Genomic DNA, 23,494 nt, shown 5'->3' on the forward strand with positions numbered 1-23,494 from the left:
ACCTCTGGCATTCAGCTTGCCATTCACCGCTCTCACTTCAGATTCTAATCCCCTCTCAAGACACAAGCTGGCTTGCCGGCGATGAGGCCAGTACAGGTTGCCGCGTTGCGCACATGTTTGCGTTATAATCCCGCCCTTTAGCCGCCACCCGCCCAAGAGGCCGCTGGCGCATTTCTACCGAATGAAGAGGCTAATCCCTTGGCATTGACGATTCTTGGCCTGTCCGGCGCCCTTAGCCATGACCCTTCCGCGGCCTTGTACATTGACGGCAAACTGATTGCCGCCGCCGAAGAAGAGCGCTTCGTGCGTGACAAGCATGCGAAGAACCGCATGCCCTACGAGTCGGCGAAGTTCTGCCTGGAACAGGCAGGCATCAAGCCATCCGACGTCGACGTGGTAGCCATCCCGTTCGCCCCGATCAGCCTGTTCGGCAAGGCGCGCTGGCACTATGCCAAGCGCTACTGGTACGCCCCGGACCGCGCCCTCGACGCGATCCTGATGGGCAATCGTCGCTACAAGCGCTACCGCAAGAAGATCGTCTGGTGCCTGGAGCAATTGGGCTTCGACCCGAAAAAGGTCAAGATCGAACCGGTCGAGCACCACCTGGCCCACGCCTCCAGTGCCTACCACTGCTCGGGCTTCAAGGAAAAAACCGCAATCCTCGGCATTGACGGCAAGGGCGAATACGCCACCACCTTCTTTGGCTACGGCGAAAACGGCAAGATCCACAAGATCAAGGAATTCTTCGACCCTGACTCGCTGGGCGGTCTGTACGGCGCAATCACCGAATTCCTCGGCTTCGAGATGCTCGATGGCGAGTTCAAGGTCATGGGCATGGCGCCGTATGGCGACGCGAGCAAGTATGACTTCTCGCGCCTGGCCAGCTTCGAAAACGGCGAGCTGGTGATCAACACCGAATACGCCAACGTCATCGGCCTGCGCCGCTATAAAGAGAAGGGCAAGGGCTTCTACTTCTCGCCGAAGCTGATCGAATGGCTGGGCCCCAAGCGTGAAGGCGACATCGCCGACGAGCCGTACATCCATTACGCGGCCAGCATGCAGGCGCTGTTCGAGAAGATCGCTCTGCAGATGATCGATCACTACCTGGGTGACGTCCTGCGTGAAACCGGCAAGCTGGCCTTTGCCGGCGGTTGCGCGCTGAACGTCAAGCTCAACCAGAAGATCATCGCCCGCCCAGACCTGAAAGAGCTGTTCGTGCAGCCGGCCTCCGGTGACGCCGGTACCGCCGTGGGTGCTGCCGCCTACGTTTCCCACGCCCGTGGCGTGCCGGTCGAGAAGATGGAACACGTCTACCTCGGCCCTTCGTACTCCAACGAAGATGTGATTGCCGCCTGTGCCCGTCACCCGAACGCGCCGAAGTGGCGAAAACTCGACGACATGCCGCAGCGCATCGCCAAAATCATGGTCGACGGCAATCCGGTGGCCTGGTTCCAGGGCCGCATGGAGTTCGGCCCTCGTGCCCTGGGCGGCCGTTCGATCATCGGTTGCCCGAGCGTGCCGGGCGTAGCCGACCGCATCAACGAGCAGATCAAGTTCCGCGAACGCTGGAGACCTTTCTGCCCGTCGATGCTCGACACCGTCGCCCCGCAAATGATCAAGGTCGACCACCCGGCGCCATTCATGACCTTTACCTTCGAAGTGGCTGAAGAGTGGAAGACCCGCGTGCCGGAAGTGGTCCACGAGGATGGCACTTCGCGTGCCCAGGTGCTCAAGCGCGAGTACAACCCGCGCTACTACGACATGATGAAGGCGCTGGAAGACCTGACCGGCAACGGCGTGTCGCTGAACACCTCGCTGAACCGCCGTGGTGAACCGATGATCTGCTCGCCGACCGACGCCTTGAACATGTTCTTCGGCTCGGACCTGCAGTACCTGATCATGGAAGACATCCTGGTTGTGAAGGACGGCGCGGCCCCGTATGACCAGCCGCTCTGAGCCGCGTATTCTGCAGTTCTGCCATGGCTATGACGGGCCGTTCCTGGACTGCGCCCGTCAATACGCCAGCCTGTTCCATGGGCGTGGCTACCAGGTCACCACGGTGTTCCTCACCGGCGCTGCCGACCCGCAGGTAGCGGCTGGCTGTGCGTCGGACGAGGTGCTGTTCCTGGAGTTCAGCTCCAAGGCCGTGCGCGGCCTGAAACTCGGCGCCATCCGCGCATTGCGGCGGATCGCGGCCGAGCGCAATTTCGCCTTCTGCATTGCCCATCGCTTCAAGCCGATCTACGTGGCGTTGCTGGGCACCGGCTTGCCGGTGATCGGCGTGCACCACGCTTTCGGTGACTACGAGCGCAAGGGGCGACGCATCTTCGCCAACCTGTTCAGCAAGCGCCTGAGCTTGCTGGGCGTGTCGGACGCAGTGCGTGACGACATGCGCCGCTGCTTGCCGCAGTGGCCGGCAGAGCGTATCCAGACCCTGTACAACCGCATCGACATTGACGCCCTGCAAGCGGCCCTGGTGCCACGCGCCGAGGCCCGTCAGGCCTTGGGCCTGGATGCGCAGGCGTGGATTGTCGGTAACGTAGGGCGCCTGCACCCGGACAAAGACCAGGCCACCCTGCTGCGTGGCTTTGCCGAAGCCCTACCGGGGCTGCCAGCCGGCGCTCGCCTGGCGATTCTCGGCAAGGGGCGCCTGGAAACCAGGCTCAAGGCCCAGGCTGCCGAGCTGGGCATTGCCGGGCAAGTGGACTTCCTTGGCCAGGTGCCGGATGCGCGCCGTTACTTCCAGGCGTTCGACGTATTTGCGCTGAGCTCCGACCATGAGCCCTTCGGCATGGTCCTGCTCGAAGCCATGGTGGCCGGTGTACCGGTACTGGCCACGGCCTGTGGCGGTGCCCGTGAAGTGGTCGAGGGTGTTGGCGTACTGTTTCCGCTGGGTGATGCGGGGCAACTGGCTCAGGGCCTGAAGCACATGGCTATGCTCGATGGGCAGCAGCGCCAGGCCTGTGCCGGGCACATGCTGCAGCGCCTGCGTGAACGCTTTTCCGACCAGGCGGTGCGCGAGGCCTTCTGGCAGCTGCCGCAAGTCCGTGTGCTGGTGGGGCAGGCCTGATGCTCAACCGTATCCAGGCCTTCCGTGAGCGCGGTTGGCAAGTTATCGACGCCAAGGCCTACGCCGAGGCATGGGCCCGCTTTGGTGGCAGTGTCGCCACTCATCCTTTGGTGGTCGAGCAGTTGGCGGACCTGGCACAGATCCCGGTGCGTTATCTGGGCTGGCACCAGGCCGGCGAGCTGAAGGCCGCCATCCCCACCTGGGGGCGCCACCTTGCGCTGTCCAAGGATGTGCTCAAGCGTGCCGGGAAAAAGGCTCTGTTCGACCTGGGCAACGCCGAAATCATCCTGGCGGCGGCCGCCGATGCCGCTGCGCCGTTGCGCCATGCCGCGCGCTACCTGTCCGAACTGAACCAAGGCCGCTTCAGTGGCCTCAAGGCACAGAAGGAACAGCTGGCCATGGCCCGCGCCCACGAAGACCTGTCGAAGAAGTTCCGCTACAACCAGCGCCGCGAACTGCGCCTGCTGGAAGAGGCGGGCGGTGTGGTGCGCCCGATCAGCGACTTCAGCGCGCAGGAAATCGCCAGCATGTACTGCGACCTGTTCCGTCGCCGCTGGGGCTTCCCTGCCACCGGCGCCGAGCGCATGGCCGAGGTGTTGGAGCGCCTGCGCGAGCTGCTGATCGGCTCGGTGCTGCTGTTGGACGGCAAGCCGATCGCCATCCAGCTGGTATACCGTGTCGAAGCGCCGGAATGGATCAGCGTCGAGTACATCAATGGCGGTGTCGACCCTGAAACCAAAGCCTTCAGTCCCGGCAGCGTGCTGAGCTTCCTCAATACCCAGGCCGCCTGGGAGGACGCCCGTGCGCGCAACAAGCCGCTGCGGTTCTCGTTCGGCCGTGCCGACCGCGAGTACAAGGACCGCTGGTGCAACCCCGTACCGGTGTATCAGGCGTGAGTCGCAAGCAGCAGTTGCTCAAGCGCCACCGGCGCAACAAGCGCCTGGGCCTGCTGGTGGGCCTGGCCGCGCTGGTGACCGTAGGGGTGTTCAGCTGGTGGTGGTTGCCACTTCTGCTGTTGCCGCTGCTGTGGGCGGCCCATGAAGCCTGGTTTGCCGACCACCTGTTCTATGCGCCAGGCGAGGACTACGCGTACGAATTCGGCGAGCAGACCCTGGAGGTTCCTGCCACCCTGAGCGGCGGCCTGCTCAAGGCTGAATGCACGCTGCAGGGCAACGACACCCTGATCCTCGAGCTGCGGGTAAAAAGCAGCTGGCTGGGGCGCTTCCTCGACCCGCAGGTCGAGCTGGTGGCTGGCGAGCAGGCCGACCGGCAAACCTTCGAGCGCGGCGTCGATGGCGTGCGCTTCCTCAATCTGACCGGCCTCGCCGCACCTCTGGAGGCAGGCGCGTTGCGCCTGCGTGGCCGGCATTGTGGGCTGTTGGGCCGGCCGCGCTTGTGGATAACCCCGGCGGTCGAGCTGCAACGGCGTCGAGTGATGGTGATCGCGCCGCATGCCGATGACGCCGAACTGGCCGCTTACGGGCTCTACAGCCAGGCCGACGAAACCTGGGTAGTGACGCTGACCGCAGGTGAGATCGAGGCCGAACACTATCAGAAGATGGGACTGGCAAAGGCCGAAGCCGCACGCCTTAAGGGCCGCCTGCGGGCCTGGGACAGTATCGCCGTGCCACGCTGGGCCGGTGTGGCGGAATCGCGTTGCGTGCAGCTGGGCTACTTCTGCCTGCAACTGCCTGCCATGCAGGCTGCGCCCGACCAGCCGGCCGCTTCTCGCGAGGCCGACCTCGCCGACATTCGCGTCTTCCGCCGGTTCAACCCATTCCCGCTGCCGGCCGACGGCGATGGCGCGCCGACCTGGCGCAACCTGCTGGCCGATCTGCGGGCCTTGCTGGAAATGGCCAGGCCAGAGGTGCTGGTTATGCCGCACCCGCAGCTCGACCCGCACCCCGACCATATATGTGCCCAGGCAGCGGTGCTGGAAGCCTTGCAAGGCCTGGCCTGGCAGCCGCAAACCCTGCTGTGCTACGCCAATCACCTGCACGACAACGACCGCTGGCCGATGGGCGACAGTGGTGATGGCGTGGCCTTGCCACCGCAGCTGAGCGCCGCTCAGGCGTGGGCACCTTGCAGTCTGGTACTGGACGTGGCAACCCAGCGCGACAAGGCCATGGCCCTGGGCATGATGCACGACCTGCAGCCACCGGCGCCGTTCAAGCGCCGGCTGCGTCGCTTGTTGCAGCGCTGGCTGGCCGGGCGGCGGCCGTCGCCTTACGGCGAGAACGAATTCTTCCGCAAGGCCGTGCGCCGACATGAACTGTTCTGGCGGCGTGAGTTGTAGCCGCGCCCCCATGGTTGACCGCGATGGCGCAGAGCGCCCAAGGAACGCAATGAAAGTCCTATTTCTGGTGCAGAAGGAACAGCGGGCGATTCTTGATCGCCTGTACGATGGCGTCGCGGCCAACTGCGAGTGCGACCTGCGCTGGCTGACCAGCGAAGACCAGCGCAACCTGCGCCGCTATTTCAAGCGTGAAGTGCAGGTCGAGCGCTATGACCGCATTGTCTTCTTCCTGCGTTTCAAGCAGGAAATCCGTCAGGCGGCGTTCATCCGTACCGTGCCGAACCTGGTCATCCTCGAGCATGATGCCTACCAGAACTACATCCCGTGCAAGTACACCGGCAAGTTCAGCGCCCATTACCGCAAGTTGCCCTGGGCGCGGGTGATCAGCTCCGGCTATATGGTCAGCGAGCGCCTGCGCCAGGAAGGTTTCGACGCCGTGTTCGTGCCCAAGGGTTACGACGAGCAGTTGCTGGCCGACCAGGGGCGTGAGCGCGATATCGAACTGGCCTTCGTCGGCAGTACCAACAGCGTGGCCTACAGCGGCCGCAAGGCATTGCTGGACGAGCTGGGCCGCGTCGAGAACCTGGTGGTCACCCGGACCAAGTCGGGTGAAGACTACTGCAATACGCTCAACCGGATCCGCTTCTTCGTCAGTGCCGACGTTGGCATGGGCGAATACATGATCAAGAATTTCGAAGCCATGGCCTGTGGCTGTGTGCTGTTGGCGTATGACCAGGGCGAGGAAGAGAACCGCGCGCTGGGCCTGCAGGACATGCACAACGTGGTGTTCTATGACTGCATCCCGACCCTTCAGGAGAAGCTCCGCCTTTTGCGTGCGGACCCTGAACTGGCGCGGCAGATTGCAGAAAATGGCCGCCACCTGGCGGTTTCCCGTTTCAGTTTCGGCGCAGTTGGACGTAGCATCGTCGACCACATGCGCCCGGCGCTCAGGCCCCATCCGCCGTTGTCTGCATGGCAGCGGCTGCGCCTGAGGCTGGGCATCTAACATAAGAACTTTCGCGCCTGAGGAAAGGGCGTTGAAGTCGATAGTCGCAATGCGGAGGGAGTCCGGTGCGCTTTTCAAATGAGAGTGACGTCACGCTCGTCGTGACCAGTTGTGGGCGGTTTGATCTGCTCAAAGATACCCTTGAGAGTTTCGATCGCTACAATACCGCGCCCATTCGCGAAGTGTTCATCACCGAAGACTCCGGTGACGATGCCGTGCATGCCGCTGTGCCTGAGCACTGGAAACCCCACTGCAAGGTGTTCGTCAACCGGCCAAAACTGGGCCAGCTTCCGTCTATCGACCTGGCCTACAGCCACGTCAAGACGCCCTACATCTTTCACTGCGAGGACGACTGGCACTTCTATCGCCAGGGCTTCGTCGAAGACTCCCGGGCCATACTGGAGGTCAGCCCCGACCTGTTGCAGGTGTGGCTGCGCAGTCATGCCCATGACCTGGCCATCCACAGCCCTTACATCCGTCTGGGTGATCGCCAGGTGATCGCCGGGGTGCCTTGCTACCCGCTGCTGTCCGACAAGGCCGAGTGGCAGGCGTTCTCGCTCAACCCGGGGCTGCGTCGTTTGAGCGATTACCAGCGTTGCGCACCATTTGCCGCCTATGCTGGAGAAAAGGCACTTTCCCGACGCTATGCTGAGTTAAACCTGACAGCGGTCACCTTGGAGGGTGATGCAGTATTGCACACTGGATTTGGTAATCACGTGACCTTGCCCATCGAAGTGGAGCGCAAGGCCAAACGTCGTAGACGTGATCGGATAAAGTTGGCATTGACGCTGGTGGCGGGTGTCGTGATCGGCATGGGAATCACCATTTTTGTTCAATGAAGTCGCTGTCCCACCTGACATGAGCGGGAGAGGGCCCATGAACATAGTCAATATGATGTGGGCGGGTGGAACGCCGTACATGTCCATCCACAAGGTACATCGGCAGGTACTGTCGCACGCGGGTGCCGATGCCCGGATCAGTAACTGGTTGCTGCTGGGTAGCGGCCTCTGCTGTGGGCTTGGCTCGACCCGGGAGTGGCATATGCCGTCACGGGCGCTGAAAGGGCGGCACTTCTGGCGCCTGTTGCGCCCATGGTTGCGTATGCGCTTGCGCAAGGCGCTGAACGAGGCCCAGGCTGAAGTCGTGCTGCTCGATGGTGTCGGTGTGGCGCGATTGGTGTTGCCGTTGTTGCAGCAGGTTCCGCAGTTGCGTGCCAAGGTGCTGTTTCACGGCAAGACGCGCCTGAGTGCCGGTGACGTTCGCCTGCTGCGTATGTTCCCGGCCGAGCGGCTGAGCATCGCCGCCGTTTCGCAGACGCTTGCCACATCACTCGAACACGATCTTGGCAGGCCGGTGCAGACCTTGCGCATGGCCCTTGACCCGCTGGCGTTCGCCGAGCCGTTGTTGAGCCGGGATGCGGCCAGGCAGGCCCTGCAGTTGCAACAGGTGGCCGGGGTCATGCTGGGCGCGGTCGGGCGACTGGTGGAGAGCAAAGGTTTCGAGATGTTGATCGAGGCGTTCGCCAAGGCCAGTGCGCGCCAGTCGGGCCTGCAATTGGCAATCATTGGCGAAGGGCCTCTGCGTGCGGTGCTGCAGGCTCGTATCGACGCGCTGGGCTTGGCCGGGCGTGTTCACCTGAGCGGTCACCGCGACGACCTGCAGCAGTTGTACCGGGCATTCGACTGGCTATTGGTGCCTTCGCGCTCCGAAGGCCTGGGGCTGGTGGTGCAGGAGGCGGTCATGGCCGACGTGCCGGTGGTGTGCAGCGACCTGCAGGTGTTCCGCGAGCAGTTGCAGGACACCGGTGGCTACCTGCCCATTGCCAATGAAAATGCCTGGGCCGAGGCTATCGAGCGATGTGCGGCGCTCAGTGCCCCGGCGGTAGCCGCCCGGCAACGCCAGGCGCTGGCCCCGGAGCAAGCCTGGCAGGCATTCTGCAGCGGCTCGCAGAGCCTGCTGCGCAGTTGACGCTCAGCGCGCCAGCAGGGCTGCCTCGAAGGCGGCAAGGGGGAAGCGGTCGCCCAGGTTCTCCCGCTCGATGTAGCGCACCATATGCTGCACATTGCGCCGAATCATGCGCGCCGACAGCGGCGGGCGCAGGAAGCGCATGTCGGCCACGTCGATCAGGCCCAGCTGCTGGTCGGGGGTGACCACCACATTACCCAGGTGCAACGAGCGGAAGTACACGCCGCTGCGATGCAGTTGGCGGATCAGTTCGATCAGGCGCGGCAGGTAGGCCCCCCAGCTGAAACCTTCATCGCGCGACATCTGCAACAAGGTGCGCCCTGGCAGCGGGCGGTACAGCACGGCGGTACGCCCTGGCAGGTCGAGCTTGTGCTGGCTGATAACCTTCAGGGTGGGGATGCCCAATTGTGCAAGGCGTGCGGCGTTGTCGACGAAGCGCTGTGAGTACGGGCGCAGCAGTGCAGATGAAATCAGCCGCTTCCTACGAAAAACCTTGAGGAAATTACCATCCGCGAGCAGGTAGACTTTGGCGCCATGGCTATCTGCCTCAAGCACCTGTGCGCCTTTTGTCAGCTGATCGAAGTCGACCTGGGGGAGCCGGGAGCATTGCATGAATAGAGCCTTGTCGTCGGGCGAACGGAATGACCGGCAATAATGCCGAAAATAATGTTGTAGCACCATTGGATGGTGTCTTTGATTCATCGGGGGAAAGGATGTTGTATCAAAAAAACTGGGCGCGAGCCTGGTTGGGGTTTGGCCTGGTCTGGTTTCTGGCAGCTATCGCCCTGGCACCGAGCAACAAGGTCTATCAACAAGGTCTGGTGCTGTTCCTGTGGTTGCCGACGCTGGTAATGGCGTGGTCCGCAAGGCAAGTAATAGTGCAGGCCTGGCGGCGTCAGCCGGCCTTGTGGGGGAGTGTGTTGTTGCTGCTGGCGTGGAGCGGGCTCAGTCTTGTCTGGTCGGCCGCGGAAAACCCGGGGCGCGAGGCCAAGCGCCTGCTCTACATCCTGGTGTTCCTGCTGGCGTTCCCGCTGCTGGGCCAGCTTGGCCAGGTCCGCATACGTCAGCTGCTGCTGGCCGGAAGTGCCTTGCTGGCCGTTGCCGCGATGGTTTCGGTCATCCATTTCTACGGCGTGCTGGGCATGCCTTTGCTGGCCCGCCTGGAGGGCATCGGCGAAATATCGCACCCGATCCTGGGTGCCTATGTCATCGGTGCAGCCGTGCTTTTCCTGCTTTACGAGCCGCCGCGGCAACGTGCCCTGCAGTTGTTGTGGCTGGTGGCGCTGGTGTGCTTGGGGTTGTTTGCCATGCTCAGCCAGAGCCGTGGGGCAATCCTGGCCCTGGTGCTCACCGTGATCCTGGCCCCGTTGTGGTTCCGTGACCGCCACAGCCGGGTGTTTGCCGTGCTGGCGGCCATCGCCACCTGTCTGGCCTTCTATTTTGTTTACGACCTGATCGCCAAGCGCGGCTCGTCCTACCGACCGGAAATATTCCATGCCGTAGTCGACATGATCGCCGCACATCCCTGGACCGGCCTTGGTTTGGGTGCTGCCTACGACGTGAGTGCAGTGGGCAAGCACTTCGACCACACCCACAACATGTTCACTCACATCGCAGTGGAGATGGGCCTGCCCGGGATGCTGCTGTGGGTCATGGTGTGGCTGTACACCTTCGGCGAAATCGTCCGCGCACGTGGCACGTTGTTCGGCAAGATCCTGCTCGGTTTCTGGGTGTACTCCACCCTGGCCATGCAGTTCGATGCCGCCAGCCTCACCGGTACGCCACGTGCCGAATGGTTCATCAGCTGGCTGCCAGTGGGCCTGGCCATGTTGCTGCCATGGGGGAGTGCCGAAAATGATGCCTGTGGTAAAATTTCCGGTTCAACCTGAACAGCGAGCTTGATAATGGCCGAAACACCGCGACCGGCGGAACACACCTCCAGCCTGAAGATCTACTTCCGGCTGCTGAGCTATGTGAAACCCTATGTCGGCATTTTCCTGCTGAGCATCATCGGTTTCGTGATCTTTGCTTCGACCCAGCCGATGCTGGCCGGGATTCTGAAGTATTTCGTTGATGGGCTGAGCAACCCTGAAGCAGTGTTGTTCCCCAACGTCCCCTACCTGCGCGACCTGCAACTGCTGCAGGCTGTACCGCTGCTGATCATCCTGATCGCCGCGTGGCAGGGCCTGGGTTCGTTCCTCGGCAACTATTTCCTGGCCAAGGTTTCCCTGTGCCTGGTGCACGACCTGCGTGTGGAACTCTTCAACAAGCTGCTGGTGCTGCCTAACCGCTACTTCGACAACCACAACTCCGGGCACCTGATTTCGCGCATCACCTTCAACGTGACCATGGTCACCGGTGCCGCCACCGATGCGATCAAGGTGGTGATCCGAGAAGGCCTGACCGTGGTTTTCCTGTTCGGCTACCTGCTGTGGATGAACTGGCACCTGACGCTGGTGATGGTCGCCATCCTGCCAGTGATCGCAGTGATGGTCAGCGTCGCCAGCAAGAAATTCCGCAAGCAGAGCAAGAAGATCCAGGTGGCCATGGGCGACGTCACCCACGTTGCCTCGGAAACTATCCAGGGCTACCGCGTGGTGCGCAGCTTTGGCGGTGAGGCCTACGAAGAGCAGCGTTTCGGCAAGGCCAGCCAGAGCAACACCGACAAGCAGCTGCAAATGACCAAGACCGGCTCGCTGTACACGCCGATGCTGCAACTGGTGATCTACACCGCCATGGCCGCGCTGATGTTCCTGGTGCTGTTCCTGCGCGGTGATTCCACTGCCGGTGATCTGGTGGCTTACATTACGGCCGCCGGCCTGTTGCCAAAGCCGATTCGTCAGCTTTCGGAAGTCAGCTCGACCATCCAGAAGGGCCTGGCCGGTGCCGAGAGCATCTTCGAGCAACTGGACGAAGCACCTGAAGTGGACAGCGGTACCGTCGAGAAGGAGCGGGTGGAAGGGCGCCTGGAAGTGCGCAACCTGAGCTTCACCTACCCAGGTACCGAGCGTGAAGTGCTGAGCGATATCAGCTTCGTCGCCGAGCCAGGGCAGATGATTGCACTGGTCGGCCGCTCTGGCAGCGGCAAGTCGACTCTGGCAGCGCTTATCCCGCGCTTCTATCACCACGACCAGGGACAGATCCTGCTCGATGGCGTGGAGATAGAGAACTATCGCCTGCGCAACCTGCGCCGCCATGTTTCGCAGGTGACCCAGCATGTCACCCTGTTCAACGATACCGTGGCCAACAACATCGCCTATGGCGACCTGGCCGGCGCCCCCCGCGCCGACATAGAAGCCGCTGCGGCTGATGCCTACGCCAAGGAGTTCATCGACCGGCTGCCAAAAGGCTTCGATACCGAAGTGGGTGAAAACGGCGTGCTGCTCTCCGGCGGCCAGCGCCAGCGCCTGGCCATCGCCCGGGCACTGCTGAAGAACGCGCCTCTGCTGATCCTCGACGAGGCCACCTCGGCGCTGGATACCGAGTCCGAGCGGCATATCCAGGCTGCCCTGGACCATGTGATGCAGGGCCGTACAACGCTGGTGATCGCCCACCGCCTGTCGACCATCGAAAAGGCCGACCAGATCTTGGTCATGGACCAAGGGCGCCTTGTCGAGCGCGGCACCCATGCCGAGCTGCTTGCGGCCAATGGCCATTATGCCCGCCTGCATGCCATGGGGCTGGATGAGCCGGCCAAGGCCGATATCACCTGAACCCTCGTTGATCGGGGCCATTGCGGCCCCCATTGTCACGGGAATTTTCCTGGGGTGATCTGGCCATAAAGCCGTCGTCTACCCTGTGCTAATATCCTGCCCCTGTTCATTATTTCCATATGGGTTGCCCATGAAGTTGTCCATGCCGCGTTTCGATCAAGCCCCGGTACTGGTGGTCGGCGATGTCATGCTCGACCGCTACTGGCATGGCGGTACTTCGCGTATCTCGCCTGAAGCGCCAGTCCCGGTGGTCAAGGTCGATCAGATCGAGGATCGCCCCGGCGGCGCGGCCAACGTTGCCTTGAACATCGCCGCCCTGGGCGCACCGGCTTCGCTGATTGGCGTCACTGGCCAGGACGAGGCTGCCGACAGCCTGGCCAACAGCCTGCAGGCTGCAGGCGTGCGCTCGGTGTTCCAGCGCATCGCGCACCAGCCGACCATCGTCAAGCTGCGGGTCATGAGCCGTCACCAGCAGTTGCTGCGCATCGATTTCGAGGAACCGTTCGCCACCGACCCGTTGTCGCTGGGTGCGGAGGTCGACAGCCTGCTCGAGGGCGTCAAGGTGCTGGTCCTTTCCGACTACGGCAAGGGCGCACTGAAAAACCACCAGAGCCTGATCCAGGCGGCGCGGGCCAAGGGCATTCCGGTGCTGGCCGACCCCAAGGGCAAGGACTTTTCCATATACCGTGGCGCCAGCCTGATCACTCCCAACCTCAGCGAGTTCGAGACCATCGTCGGCCGTTGCGCCGATGAGGCCGAGCTGGTCGCCAAGGGCTTGCAGCTGCTTCAAGACTTGGACCTGGGCGCCTTGCTGGTGACCCGTGGCGAGCACGGCATGACCCTGTTGCGCAGCGGCCAGCCGGCGCTGCACCTGCCGGCACGGGCCCGTGAAGTGTTCGATGTGACCGGTGCCGGTGATACCGTCATCTCCACCCTCGCCGCGGCCATCGCTGCCGGCGAGGACCTGCCCCATGCGGTGGCCCTGGCCAACCTGGCGGCGGGCATCGTGGTTGGCAAGCTGGGTACGGCTGCGATCAGTGCTCCCGAACTGCGCCGGGCGATCCAGCGTGAGGAAGGCTCCGAGCGCGGCGTGCTGGGCCTTGAGCAACTGCTGCTGGCCATCGACGACGCACGGGCTCACAAAGAGAAGATCGTCTTCACCAACGGCTGCTTCGACATCCTGCATGCCGGGCATGTCACCTATCTGGAGCAGGCGCGGGCCCAGGGCGATCGGCTGATCGTCGCGGTCAACGACGATGCCTCGGTCAGCCGCCTGAAAGGCCCGGGCCGGCCCATCAACAGCGTCGACCGGCGCATGGCCGTACTGGCCGGGTTGGGGGCGGTGGACTGGGTCATCAGCTTCCCCGAGGGCACTCCGGAGAACCTGCTGAGCCAGGTCAAGCCGGACGTGCTGGTCAAGGGTGGCGACTATGGTATCGACCAGGTGGTGGGTGCCGATATCGTCAAGGCCTATGGCGGTACCGTGAAGGTGCTGGGGCTGGTCGAAAACAGCTCGACCACGGCGATCGTCGAGAAGATTCGCAAGAACTGATCGAACCTCTGAGGCTGCCTCATTACCTGTAGGAGCAGCCTTGTGCTGCGAAGAGGCCGGCAGGGCAAAAGACCTCTATTGGCTCTACCGGCCTCTTCGCAGCACAAGGCTGCTCCTGCAGGGGCGGCGCAGGCCTCGGAATCTTACTTGTGTAGTGAAGTACGCGCCCGCTCCAGCAGTTCCCGCGCCTTGTCTCCAAACCGCTGCAGATGTGACGCCCGCACCGGCTTGCTCTCCACCAACCCCTGCTGCTTCACCCAATCCTTCCAGCGCACCCGCTCGTCCGTGACCACCCAGCCCTCTTGCCGTGCAAAACTTTCGGCCAGGTAGAGCCCGCGCGTGCTCGCCGGCACCAGTTCATCCTTCTTCAGGGTATACAGCTCAGCCAGCGGCTGGCCTTCCTCCAACGGCATCAGGTAAAGGTCTGGCCGTTTGCGGTTGAGTCGCGCCACCAGTTGGTCGCCCTCCAGCCGCTCATCAACGTGGAACAGGCTGAGCTTCTTGGCGTCCCGAGGTACCTGCAAACGCATGTCATAGATCAGTTGCAATGAGGCGGTTGGCAAGTGCACATACGCCCGTGGTCGTTCCAGCAGCATCAGCTTGCCGCAGTGAACCGGGCGGGCGGCACCGGACTCCGGGGCCAGCACGAAATGCGGCGTTTCGCGGTAGTGCAGGGCGGCAGCGTAGGGCACCGGCAACCAGGTTTCGTTGAAGCGCCCACCCAGCCAGCCTTCCGGGGTTTCCAGCAGGCATTCCTCGGCCACTTCCTGCACGGCCGTGTGCAATGGCAGGTTCAGCTCCTGCGCCGGCACATAGCCGGAAATCAGTTTCAGTACTACATCACCACGGTCTTGCCGGCGCTGACGTACCAGCACCCAGTAATCGCGGTTCTGCCAATGCAGGGTCAGCCGCACCGACACGCCCAGGTTGGCCAGTTCGACCACGAAGCGCTGCACGTCGGGCAGCTGGATGGCCTTGCGCCGTTGTTGGATCTGGGCGAAGTTCAGCGGCATGCCGATGCTCTGGTAGATCAGCCCTTCGGGCGTGGCCTCGACATGCAGCGGCAATGTCTTGAAGTTACTCGGGTTCTTGCGGATCAGCGTTCGCGCCACGAGGCTCCTCCTTGCGTCGGGTCAGTCCGGGCCCGTGGGCCTGGGGCAACTCAATGCTGGCCCAGAATACGGGCGACGGTGGCCACGTTGTGGGCCAGGTGCAACGGATTGATGGTGCCGACGATAGCACTGCTGACGCCCGGGTGGGCGAACAGCAGCTCGAAGCTGGCCTGCACCGGGTCAACGCCCGGGGCCAGACAGATATGCCCGCTGGCCAGGGCCTTCTTCACCAGGATGGCCTTGCCGTGTTCGGCAGCGTAGTCCAGCACTGGGCGTTCTGCCTGTTCGTTGAGGTTGTAGGTGACCATGGCGCAATCGCCTTGCTCCAGCGCCTTCAGGCCGCCGGCGACGGTCTTGCCGGAAAGGCCGAAGCCGAGGATCTTGCCCTCCTGCTTGAGCTCGGCAAGGGTCTGGTAGACCTCCTGCTGTTCGAGGATGGCCAGGTCGTTGCCGTCGGAATGCACCAGCACCAGCTCGATGCGGTCGGTTTCCAGGCGCTGCAGGCTGCGCTCTACCGAACGGCGGGTGTGGGCGGCGCTGAAATCGAAGTGCGATTGGCCATTGTCGAATTCTTCGCCAACCTTGCTGACGATCACCCATTCATCGCGCTGGCCGCGCAGCAGCGGGCCCAAGCGCTCTTCGCTGCGGCCGTAGGCCGGGGCGGTGTCGATCAGGTTGATACCCAGCTCGCGGGCCTGGGCCAGCAGCAGGCGGGCTTCGTCATCGCCGGGGATGGTGAAGCCGGTGGGGTACTTCACGCCCTGGTCGCGCCCCAGCTTGACCGTGCCCAGGCCCAGCGGCGAAACCTTGAGGCCGGTGCTGCCCAAGGGGCGATGGAAGTCGTGCAGGGTTGGTAGGCTCATGGCAGCAGTTGCTCCCAGGCCGGTACGCCCAGCGGTGGGCGTGGCAGGTCGGCCAGGTCGGCTTGCGCCTGTGGGCGGATACCGTCGCGCTCCAGGTGGCTGATGACCCGGTCGCTGAAGTCCGGTGCCAGGGCCAGCTTGGTCGGCCAGCCGACCAGCAGGCGTTGCTGGTCGGCGAGGAAGGCGTTATCCGGGCGGACCAGGCCCGATTGCGCCGGTTCCGCACGGTTGACCCGCAGGGTGGCCCAGCGCACCTGGCTCTGGTCGACCCATGGCAGCAGGCTGGCGATTTCTTTCTGTGCCGCGGCAATTTGCGCAGCCGGTTCGCGGGCAACACCATCGGCCTCGGCCAGGTCGCCGCCCAGGTACCAGACCCACTGGCCATCGGCGGCCGGGTGGGTGGTAACCGTCACCCGGGGCTTTGGCCCGCCACCCAGGCAATGGGCGTAAAGCGGTTTCAGGTTGGCACCCTTGGCCATCACCATGTGCAGCGGGCGTGTCTGCATGGCTGGCTGGTTGAGGCCCAGGGCATGCAGCAGCTCTTCGGTGCCGGCGCCGGCGCTGAGCACGATGCGCTGGGCGCGGATGTCGCGCTCGTCGACGCGCAGGCCGACCAGGTCGGCGCCCTCGCGCAGTGGCTCGATGCGCTCACCAGCCAGCAGGCTGTCGCCTGCCAGTTCGGCCAGGTTGGCCAGCAGGCTGGGTACATCGATGACCAGTTCGGCCAGGCGATAGACCTTGCCCTTGAAGGCGCGGTCCTGCAGCGCCGGTGGCAGTTGCTCACCCTTCACCTGGTCGACCCGGCCGCGCACGGCCTTGCTGGCGAAGAAGCTGGTGAGGTTGCCGGCCAGGGTGCCTGGTGACCACAGGTAGTGAGCGTCGGACAGCAGGCGAGTGCGGGTCAGATCCAGCTCGCCGCTGCCGCTCAGGGCTTCGCGCCAGCGTCGCGGCATGTCGGCGATGGCTTCCGAGGCGCCGGTCAGGGCACCGTGCAGGGCGTACTTGGTGCCGCCATGGATGATGCCTTGGGACTTGATGGTCTGCTCGCCGCCAAGGCTGGCGCGTTCCACCAGTACTGTCGAGTAGCCCAGCCGGCGCAGGCGGGCATTGAGCCAGAGGCCTGCGACTCCGGCGCCAACGATCAGCACGTCAGTGGAAATGGCGGATGGCATGGCGGTACCTCGAAGACTGGGACAGCTGGCAAGTATACAGGGTATACCTGTGATGGCCCTATCGCCGGCAAGCCAGCTCCCACAGGATGGCATTGACCCAGCGGCCTGTATTCACTCTGTGAGAGCTGGCTTGCCGGCGATGAGGCCCGTACGGGCTGCCTCAATGCCCAGCCGTTTTCGAAAACAGCTGAATCACCACCACTCCACCCACAATCATGGCCATGCCCAGCATCGCCGGAACGTCCAGCTTCTGCCCATAGATCACCAGCGCCGCCACACTGATCAGCACAATACCCAGCCCCGACCAGATGGCATAGGCGATCCCCACCGGAATGCTGCGCACAACCAAGGTCAGCATCCAGAAAGCAATGCCATAACCAACTACCATCAGCAGCAACGGCAAGGGCGTGCTCAAGCCTTTCACCGCTTTCATGGAAGCGGTGGCGATGACTTCGGCGCAGATGGCGATGGCGAGGTAGGTGTAGGCATTCATGGCGGGTTCCTCCGGTAACTGGTCGGGCATTCTAGACGTTGCCTGGATGGGGTAAAGTCATTACCTATCACCAGGGGAGATAGGTCGATGGCCGAGCAGTGGAATCTTGAACAGCTACGTACCTTCCTGCGCGTTGCGGAGCTGCGCTCGTTCTCTGCCGTGGCCCGCGAACAGCGCAAGGCCCAGTCGGCGATCAGCAGCGCGATCGCCCTGCTCGAAACCGACCTGGGGGTCACCTTGTTCGAGCGCAGCAGCGGCCGGCAACCCAAGCTGACCGAGAACGGCAGCGCCCTGCTGGAAGATGCCCGTGAACTGTTGCGCCAGTGCGAGCGGCTGGATGGCCGTGCGTTGGCGCTGATGCGCGGGCAGGAGGCCTTGTTGCGGGTCGCCCAGGACGAAGCCATGCCCTACCAGCCGGTCATCGACAGCCTCGACGAGCTGGCCAGCCGCTACCCGTTTCTGGAGGTGCAGCTGGCCAGCGGTGCCCAGGGCGATGTGGCGCGCAAGCTGGTGGAGCGGCGCGCCGATCTTGGCCTGTTCTTCCACCACGAGAGCATCCCGGCCTCGCTGGAGCGGCGCGCCCTGGGCAGTGTGGAAATGGTCACCGTGTGCGCGGTCGGCCACCCGCTCGCCGGCGAAGGCCGGGTTACCCGGCAGCAGCTGGCGCGCCACCGTCAATTGCTGATTGCCCCGCAGCAAAGCGGCTACCCAGGCGGCGAAGCGATCAGCCCGCAGGTATGGCGCGCCGACAGCTTCTATGCCATGGCCGAACTGCTGATGCGCGGCCTGGGCTGGGCCTGGCTGCCGCGACACGTGGTGCAGTACCCGACCTATCAGGCGCACATGGTCGAACTGGACAGCGAGTGGCAGCCACCGGCCTTGGTGGTGGAGCTGGCCTGGCGCCGCGACGAGCCACTGGGGCCTGCCGCGCAGTGGCTGGCCGAGCGCTTTGCGGTGCACCTGCGCGCGATCGGGTAAACTCCGCGGCCATGAACAGAACTCTCTATACCTTGTTGTTTCACCTGGGCCTGCCGCTGGTTGCGCTGCGCCTGTATCTACGCGCGCGCAAGGCACCGGCCTATGGTCAACGCATTGGCGAGCGCTTTGGCTTCAGCCTGCCGGCCATGCGCCGCGGCGGCATCTGGGTGCACGCGGTATCGGTGGGCGAGAGCATTGCGGCGGCGCCGATGGTGCGTGCCTTGCTCAAGGCCTACCCGGAATTGCCGATTACGCTTACCTGCATGACCCCGACCGGTTCCGAGCGCATTCGCGCCATGTTCGCCGACGAACCGCGCGTGCAGCATTGCTACCTGCCCTACGACCTGCCCTGGGCGGCAGGGCGCTTTCTCGACCATGTGCAGCCGAAGCTGGGCATCATCATGGAAACCGAGCTGTGGCCCAACCACATCCACCAGTGTGCGAAGCGTGGCATTCCGGTAGCGCTGGCCAACGCACGCTTGTCTGAGCGCTCGGCTCGTGGCTATGGGCGTTTTGCCAGGCTGACCCGGCCGATGCTGGCCGAGATGAGTCTGATTGCCGTGCAGACCGAAACCGAGGCTCAGCGTTTTCGTGACCTGGGCGCGCGTCCGGAGTGCGTGCAGGTCACCGGTTCGATCAAGTTCGACCTGAAGATCGATGATCAACTGTTGCCGCGTGCCAGGGCATTGCGTGAACAGTGGGGGGCTGCACAGCGCCCGGTGTGGATCGCCGCCAGCACCCACGAAGGTGAAGATGCGTTGATCCTGCAGGCACATCGGCAATTGTTGCAGGTGCATGGTGATGCCCTGCTGATTCTGGTGCCGCGCCACCCCGAGCGATTCGCTGCGGTGCATACGCTGTGCAGCGAACAGTTCACCACCGTGCGCCGCTCTGCCGGCACGCCGGTCGATGCACAGACTCGCGTCTTGCTCGGCGATACCATGGGCGAACTGCTGTTCCTCTATGCCCTGGCCGACATTGCCTTCGTCGGCGGCAGCCTGGTGGCGACCGGCGGGCACAACCCGCTTGAACCCGCGGCGCTGGCCTTGCCGGTGCTGATGGGGCCGCATGTGTTCAACTTCCTCGAAATCAGCGCGATGCTGCGCGAGGCAGGGGCACTGCAGCAGGTGGACGATGCCGACGGGCTGGCCGAAGCGGTGCGGCGGTTGGTCGAATTGCCGCAGGATGCACAGCGCATTGGCGAAGCGGGCAGGGCGGTGATGCGGGCCAACCAGGGCGCGTTGCAGCGCTTGCTCGATGGCCTGGGTGCACTTATCCGCTGAGTTCTGTGTTGGGTTTTCTGGCCTCATCGCCGGCAAGCCGGCTCCCACAGTACTGCACAAGGCTTAAGGCCAGTGGAGAACCTGTGGGAGCTGGCTTGCCGGCGATGAGGCCATCAAAAGAAACCCACCCTGCGGAAAATCCACCCCTATATCAGGGGCGACGCTCGAAGTTCTTTGCCGCTGCAGCCGCCAGGTCCGGCGGCAGGAAGTCCTTGTCCGGGTTGTAGTCCGGCTTCAGGTACCGCTTGAGGTCCTGCAGGTCCTGCGGGCTCAAGGTGCCGGCCGCCTGCTTCAGGCTCAGGTTGTCGAGGATGTAGTCATAGCGGCTGTTGTTGTAGTCGCGCACCGAGGTGTACAGCTGACGTTGGGCGTCAAGCACGTCGACGATATTGCGGGTACCCACCTGGTAGCCGATCTCGGTGGCTTCCAGCGCGCTCTGGTTGGAGATGATCGACTGCTTGCGCGCCTGCACCTGTTCCACGTCGGTGTTTACCGCGCGGTGCAGGTTGCGGGTGTTTTCCACCACCTGGCGGCGCAGGCTTTCACGCTGCTGTTCGCTCTGGCTCAGGCGCTGGTAGGCCTCGCGCACCTGCGAACTGGTCAGGCCGCCGCTGTAGATCGGGATGTTCAACTGCAGGCCGATGCTGGTCTGCTCGACGTCGCCGCTATAGCGCGAAACGGGGGCCGGTGCGGGGTTGGTGAAACCGAAGTTGTCGTTGTCACCCTTCTGATACTTGGCAACCGCGTCCAGGGTCGGCGCATGGCCGGCCTTGCGCTGGCGCAGGGTTTCCTCGGCAGCGACGACCGCGTGGTTGGTGGCCAGCAGGTTGAGGTTCTGGCGCCCGGCGGTTTCGACCCAGGCCTTGGCGTCGTTGGGTGTAGGGACCTGCACCGGCAAGGTATGGACCACGCCTTGAATCGACGTGTATTCCCGGTTGGTCAGGGTTACCAGGGCCTCGAAGGCATCCTGTACCTGGCGCTCGGCAATGATCCGGTTGGCCCGCGCCGTGTCGTAGCTGGCCTGGGATTGCAGCACGTCGGTCTTGTCGGAGAGGCCGACGTCGAATCGTTCGTTGGACTGGTCCAGCTGGCGCTTGAAGGCAGCTTCCTCGGCCTTGGTCGCGGCCAGGTTGTCCTGGGCACGGAGCACGGCGAAGTAATTCTGCGCGGTTTGCAGGATCAGGTTCTGCTCGGTCGCCGACAGCTCCAGCGCCGCCTGTTCGTTGACCGCCTCGGCCGCCTGCAACTGGAACCAGCGGTCAGCGCGGAAGATAGGTTGCGCCAGGGTCGCACTCCAGGTATTGCCGCTGCGGTTGCTGGTGGCCGATGGTTCGTCCAGCTTGGTGCGGGTGTTCAGCATTTCGGCACCGGCCGAAAGGTTAGGCAGCAACCCGGCGCGAGCCTGTGGTACCACTTCACGGCGGGCGCCGTAATCGGCGCGGGCTGCAGCCAGGTCAGCGTTATTGTCGACCGCTTCCTGGTAGACGCTGACCAGGTCGGTCTTGACTGTTTGGGGCACGTCCGCTGCCCAGACCACTCCGTTGGACGCACAAGACACGGCTATCGCCAGTGAGAGTTTGCGCAGCATAGAGGCAATCCTTGTACGAAATTTAATTACTGAACTGTTGAGTATCGATCGACGGGCCAGTGTAGTGCCATGCGCCCCCGGCAACAATCGCTCGAGTGCCTTTCATCATCCGCGTATTTACCCGCTTGGCTTTGCCGACCACTCCAGTCTAGACTGCGCATGTTCTTGTCGGGGTGCCTTGAAGCAAAGGCTGAGATCGCAAAGTTGCGGATCCCGTTGAACCTGATCAGGTTAGCGCCTGCGTAGGGAACAAGATTGCTCGCCTTCCCGTGGAGCCTCTTGTGCCAGGTCCGGGAATGTCACAGCTGCATGCAGCTTCAGGCACCCTCATATCCGGCACTGCACCCATCAAGGGTGCGTCCGCGCCTTTCAGGTTCACCCCGACATTCCACTGCTAGGAAGCCGTCTGGAGAGCCTGTGATGACCAAACAAGAAAAAGCGATCAACCTCAGCGAATCGGCACAAGTCGATCAGCAGTCCGTGCAACCGTTCCCGCGTTCGCGCAAGGTGTATGTCGAAGGCTCGCGCCCGGACATCCGCGTGCCCATGCGTGAAATCAGCCTGGACGACACCCCGACCGATTTCGGTGGCGAGTCCAATGCCCCTGTGCTGGTCTACGACACTTCCGGCCCGTATACCGACCCCAACGTTGTCATCGATGTGCGCAAGGGCCTGGCCGATGTGCGTTCGGCGTGGATCGAAGCACGCGGTGACACCGAGCGCCTGGCCGGCCTGAGCTCGCACTTCGGCCAGCAGCGCCTGAACGATGCCGAACTGGCCAAGCTGCGTTTCGCCCACGTGCGCAACCCGCGCCGTGCCAAGGCCGGCGCCAACGTCTCGCAGATGCACTATGCCCGTCAGGGCATCATCACCGCCGAGATGGAATACGTGGCCATTCGCGAAAACATGAAGCTGCAAGAGGCGCGCGCCGCCGGCCTGCTCGACGAGCAGCACGCCGGTCACAGCTTTGGGGCCAACATCCCGAAAGAAATCACCCCCGAGTTCGTTCGCCAGGAAATCGCCCGTGGTCGCGCGATCATCCCGGCCAACATCAACCACCCGGAATTGGAACCGATGATCATCGGCCGCAACTTCCTGGTGAAGATCAACGGCAACATCGGCAACAGCGCCCTGGGTTCCTCTATTGAGGAAGAAGTGGCCAAGCTGACCTGGGGCATCCGCTGGGGTTCGGACACGGTCATGGACCTGTCCACCGGCAAGCACATTCACGAAACCCGTGAGTGGATCATCCGCAACTCGCCGGTGCCGATTGGTACCGTGCCGATCTACCAGGCCCTGGAAAAGGTCAACGGCGTGGCCGAAGACCTGACCTGGGAGCTGTTCCGCGACACCCTGATCGAGCAGGCCGAGCAGGGCGTGGACTACTTCACCATCCACGCTGGTGTGCTGCTGCGTTATGTACCGCTGACTGCCAAGCGCGTCACCGGTATCGTCAGCCGTGGTGGCTCGATCATGGCCAAGTGGTGCCTGGCGCACCACAAGGAAAACTTCCTGTACACCCACTTCGACGAAATCTGCGAAATCATGAAGGCCTACGACGTCAGCTTCTCGCTGGGCGACGGCCTGCGTCCCGGCTCGATTGCCGACGCCAACGATGCCGCGCAGTTCGGTGAGCTGGAAACCCTCGGCGAGCTGACCAAGATCGCCTGGAAGCACGATGTTCAGTGCATGATCGAAGGCCCGGGCCACGTGCCGATGCAGCTGATCAAGGAAAACATGGACAAGCAGCTGGAGTGCTGCGACGAGGCGCCGTTCTACACCCTCGGCCCGCTGACCACCGATATCGCTCCTGGCTACGACCACATCACCTCGGGCATTGGTGCGGCGATGATCGGCTGGTTCGGTTGCGCCATGCTCTGCTACGTCACGCCCAAGGAGCACCTGGGCCTGCCAAACAAGGATGACGTGAAGACCGGCATCATCACCTACAAGATCGCCGCTCATGCCGCCGACCTTGCCAAGGGCCACCCGGGTGCGCAGATTCGTGACAACGCCTTGTCCAAGGCACGCTTCGAGTTCCGTTGGGAAGACCAGTTCAACCTCGGCCTGGACCCGGACACCGCCCGTGCCTACCACGACGAGACCCTGCCGAAGGAATCGGCCAAGGTTGCGCACTTCTGCTCGATGTGCGGGCCGAAGTTCTGCTCGATGAAGATTACCCAGGAAGTGCGTGAATACGCTGCCAAGATCGAAACCGTGGATGTGACGGTCGAGCAAGGCATGCGCGAACAGGCCGAGCGGTTCCGCCAGGAAGGCAGCCAGCTGTATCACAAAGTCTAAGACCGCTGGGGCCGCTTTGCGGCCCTTTCGCGACGCAAGGCCGCTCCCACAGGGACTGCGCAAGGCTTGAGGCCAGCGCGGTTTTTGTGGGAGCGGCCTTGT

Annotated in this window: 19 protein-coding genes and 1 riboswitch; of the genes, 13 read left to right on the forward strand and 6 right to left on the reverse strand. The window is 63.4% G+C overall.

From position 1 onward, the window contains the following. The first annotated feature begins 198 nt into the window (after window positions 1-198). From ACK1U9_RS20585 to ACK1U9_RS20615, 7 genes are all read left to right on the forward strand, one after another. Window positions 199-1,956 carry a carbamoyltransferase family protein gene (locus tag ACK1U9_RS20585; protein ID WP_013974482.1) on the forward strand — a complete coding sequence of 586 codons (1,758 nt, stop codon included), beginning with the start codon at window positions 199-201 and terminating at the stop codon, window positions 1,954-1,956. Then, the gene (locus ACK1U9_RS20590) at window positions 1,940-3,070 is read left to right on the forward strand and encodes a glycosyltransferase (protein WP_196174395.1); all 1,131 of its coding nucleotides are present in this window, start codon (window positions 1,940-1,942) and stop codon (window positions 3,068-3,070) included. The genes ACK1U9_RS20585 and ACK1U9_RS20590 overlap by 17 nt, the downstream gene beginning before the upstream one ends. After that, the gene (locus ACK1U9_RS20595; protein WP_196174397.1) at window positions 3,070-3,966 is read left to right on the forward strand and encodes an antimicrobial resistance protein Mig-14; all 897 of its coding nucleotides are present in this window, start codon (window positions 3,070-3,072) and stop codon (window positions 3,964-3,966) included. Before ACK1U9_RS20590 ends, ACK1U9_RS20595 begins: the two co-directional genes overlap by 1 nt. After that, the gene (locus tag ACK1U9_RS20600; protein WP_085599770.1) at window positions 3,963-5,366 is read left to right on the forward strand and encodes a PIG-L deacetylase family protein; all 1,404 of its coding nucleotides are present in this window, start codon (window positions 3,963-3,965) and stop codon (window positions 5,364-5,366) included. Before ACK1U9_RS20595 ends, ACK1U9_RS20600 begins: the two co-directional genes overlap by 4 nt. A 49-nt stretch (window positions 5,367-5,415) precedes the next feature. Beyond that, on the forward strand, window positions 5,416-6,372 hold the full coding sequence (locus tag ACK1U9_RS20605) for a glycosyltransferase family protein (protein ID WP_046613374.1): 957 nt from the start codon (window positions 5,416-5,418) through the stop codon (window positions 6,370-6,372). Between the two features lie 65 nt (window positions 6,373-6,437). Further along, window positions 6,438-7,211 (forward strand): glycosyltransferase family 2 protein, encoded by a 774-nt coding sequence (locus tag ACK1U9_RS20610; protein ID WP_108480766.1) that lies wholly within the window; start codon window positions 6,438-6,440, stop codon window positions 7,209-7,211. A 37-nt stretch (window positions 7,212-7,248) separates the two neighbouring features. Next, the gene (locus ACK1U9_RS20615) at window positions 7,249-8,340 is read left to right on the forward strand and encodes a glycosyltransferase (RefSeq protein ID WP_046613371.1); all 1,092 of its coding nucleotides are present in this window, start codon (window positions 7,249-7,251) and stop codon (window positions 8,338-8,340) included. Window positions 8,341-8,343: 3 nt separating this feature from the next. Here the strand turns inward: ACK1U9_RS20615 and ACK1U9_RS20620 are convergent, their stop codons facing one another. Further along, on the reverse strand, window positions 8,344-8,949 hold the full coding sequence (locus ACK1U9_RS20620; protein WP_108480765.1) for a toluene tolerance protein: 606 nt from the start codon (window positions 8,947-8,949) through the stop codon (window positions 8,344-8,346). Between the two features lie 101 nt (window positions 8,950-9,050). Between ACK1U9_RS20620 and ACK1U9_RS20625 the strand changes: the two genes are divergently transcribed. From ACK1U9_RS20625 to hldE, 3 genes are all read left to right on the forward strand, one after another. Further along, window positions 9,051-10,226 (forward strand): O-antigen ligase family protein, encoded by a 1,176-nt coding sequence (locus tag ACK1U9_RS20625; protein ID WP_085599764.1) that lies wholly within the window; start codon window positions 9,051-9,053, stop codon window positions 10,224-10,226. A 15-nt stretch (window positions 10,227-10,241) separates the two neighbouring features. Further along, window positions 10,242-12,050, forward strand: a complete 1,809-nt coding sequence (gene msbA / locus ACK1U9_RS20630) for a lipid A export permease/ATP-binding protein MsbA (RefSeq protein ID WP_085599762.1) — start codon at window positions 10,242-10,244, stop codon at window positions 12,048-12,050. Between the two features lie 130 nt (window positions 12,051-12,180). After that, complete coding sequence (gene hldE, locus ACK1U9_RS20635; protein ID WP_013974472.1) at window positions 12,181-13,602, forward strand: bifunctional D-glycero-beta-D-manno-heptose-7-phosphate kinase/D-glycero-beta-D-manno-heptose 1-phosphate adenylyltransferase HldE; 1,422 nt, start codon at window positions 12,181-12,183, stop codon at window positions 13,600-13,602. A 143-nt stretch (window positions 13,603-13,745) separates the two neighbouring features. Here the strand turns inward: hldE and ACK1U9_RS20640 are convergent, their stop codons facing one another. The 4 genes from ACK1U9_RS20640 to ACK1U9_RS20655 form a co-directional block, all read right to left on the reverse strand. Further along, on the reverse strand, window positions 13,746-14,714 hold the full coding sequence (locus tag ACK1U9_RS20640) for a hypothetical protein (protein WP_046613366.1): 969 nt from the start codon (window positions 14,712-14,714) through the stop codon (window positions 13,746-13,748). Between the two features lie 50 nt (window positions 14,715-14,764). Beyond that, a complete protein-coding gene (locus tag ACK1U9_RS20645) occupies window positions 14,765-15,577 on the reverse strand; it encodes an aldo/keto reductase (RefSeq protein WP_108480764.1) in 813 nt (270 codons plus the stop codon). Then, a complete protein-coding gene (locus ACK1U9_RS20650; RefSeq protein ID WP_046613364.1) occupies window positions 15,574-16,749 on the reverse strand; it encodes an NAD(P)/FAD-dependent oxidoreductase in 1,176 nt (391 codons plus the stop codon). The genes ACK1U9_RS20645 and ACK1U9_RS20650 overlap by 4 nt, the downstream gene beginning before the upstream one ends. Before the next feature lie 160 nt (window positions 16,750-16,909). Then, the gene (locus ACK1U9_RS20655; RefSeq protein ID WP_008095055.1) at window positions 16,910-17,242 is read right to left on the reverse strand and encodes a DMT family transporter; all 333 of its coding nucleotides are present in this window, start codon (window positions 17,240-17,242) and stop codon (window positions 16,910-16,912) included. Window positions 17,243-17,329: 87 nt separating this feature from the next. Between ACK1U9_RS20655 and ACK1U9_RS20660 the strand changes: the two genes are divergently transcribed. Further along, complete coding sequence (locus ACK1U9_RS20660; protein ID WP_153671362.1) at window positions 17,330-18,220, forward strand: LysR family transcriptional regulator; 891 nt, start codon at window positions 17,330-17,332, stop codon at window positions 18,218-18,220. 11 nt (window positions 18,221-18,231) lie between these two features. Then, window positions 18,232-19,503, forward strand: coding sequence for a lipid IV(A) 3-deoxy-D-manno-octulosonic acid transferase (gene waaA, locus ACK1U9_RS20665; protein WP_153671361.1), 1,272 nt, complete (start codon window positions 18,232-18,234; stop codon window positions 19,501-19,503). 151 nt (window positions 19,504-19,654) lie between these two features. Here waaA and ACK1U9_RS20670 read toward each other — a convergent pair whose 3' ends face one another. Continuing rightward, on the reverse strand, window positions 19,655-21,091 hold the full coding sequence (locus ACK1U9_RS20670; RefSeq protein WP_046613360.1) for a TolC family outer membrane protein: 1,437 nt from the start codon (window positions 21,089-21,091) through the stop codon (window positions 19,655-19,657). Window positions 21,092-21,250: 159 nt separating this feature from the next. Next, a riboswitch (TPP riboswitch) is annotated at window positions 21,251-21,357 on the forward strand. A gap of 154 nt (window positions 21,358-21,511) precedes the next feature. Here ACK1U9_RS20670 and thiC point away from each other — a divergent pair. Continuing rightward, the gene (gene thiC, locus ACK1U9_RS20675) at window positions 21,512-23,392 is read left to right on the forward strand and encodes a phosphomethylpyrimidine synthase ThiC (protein WP_046613359.1); all 1,881 of its coding nucleotides are present in this window, start codon (window positions 21,512-21,514) and stop codon (window positions 23,390-23,392) included. Window positions 23,393-23,494: the final 102 nt, after the last annotated feature.

The sequence above is a fragment of the Pseudomonas sp. XP1 genome (assembly GCF_053557675.1).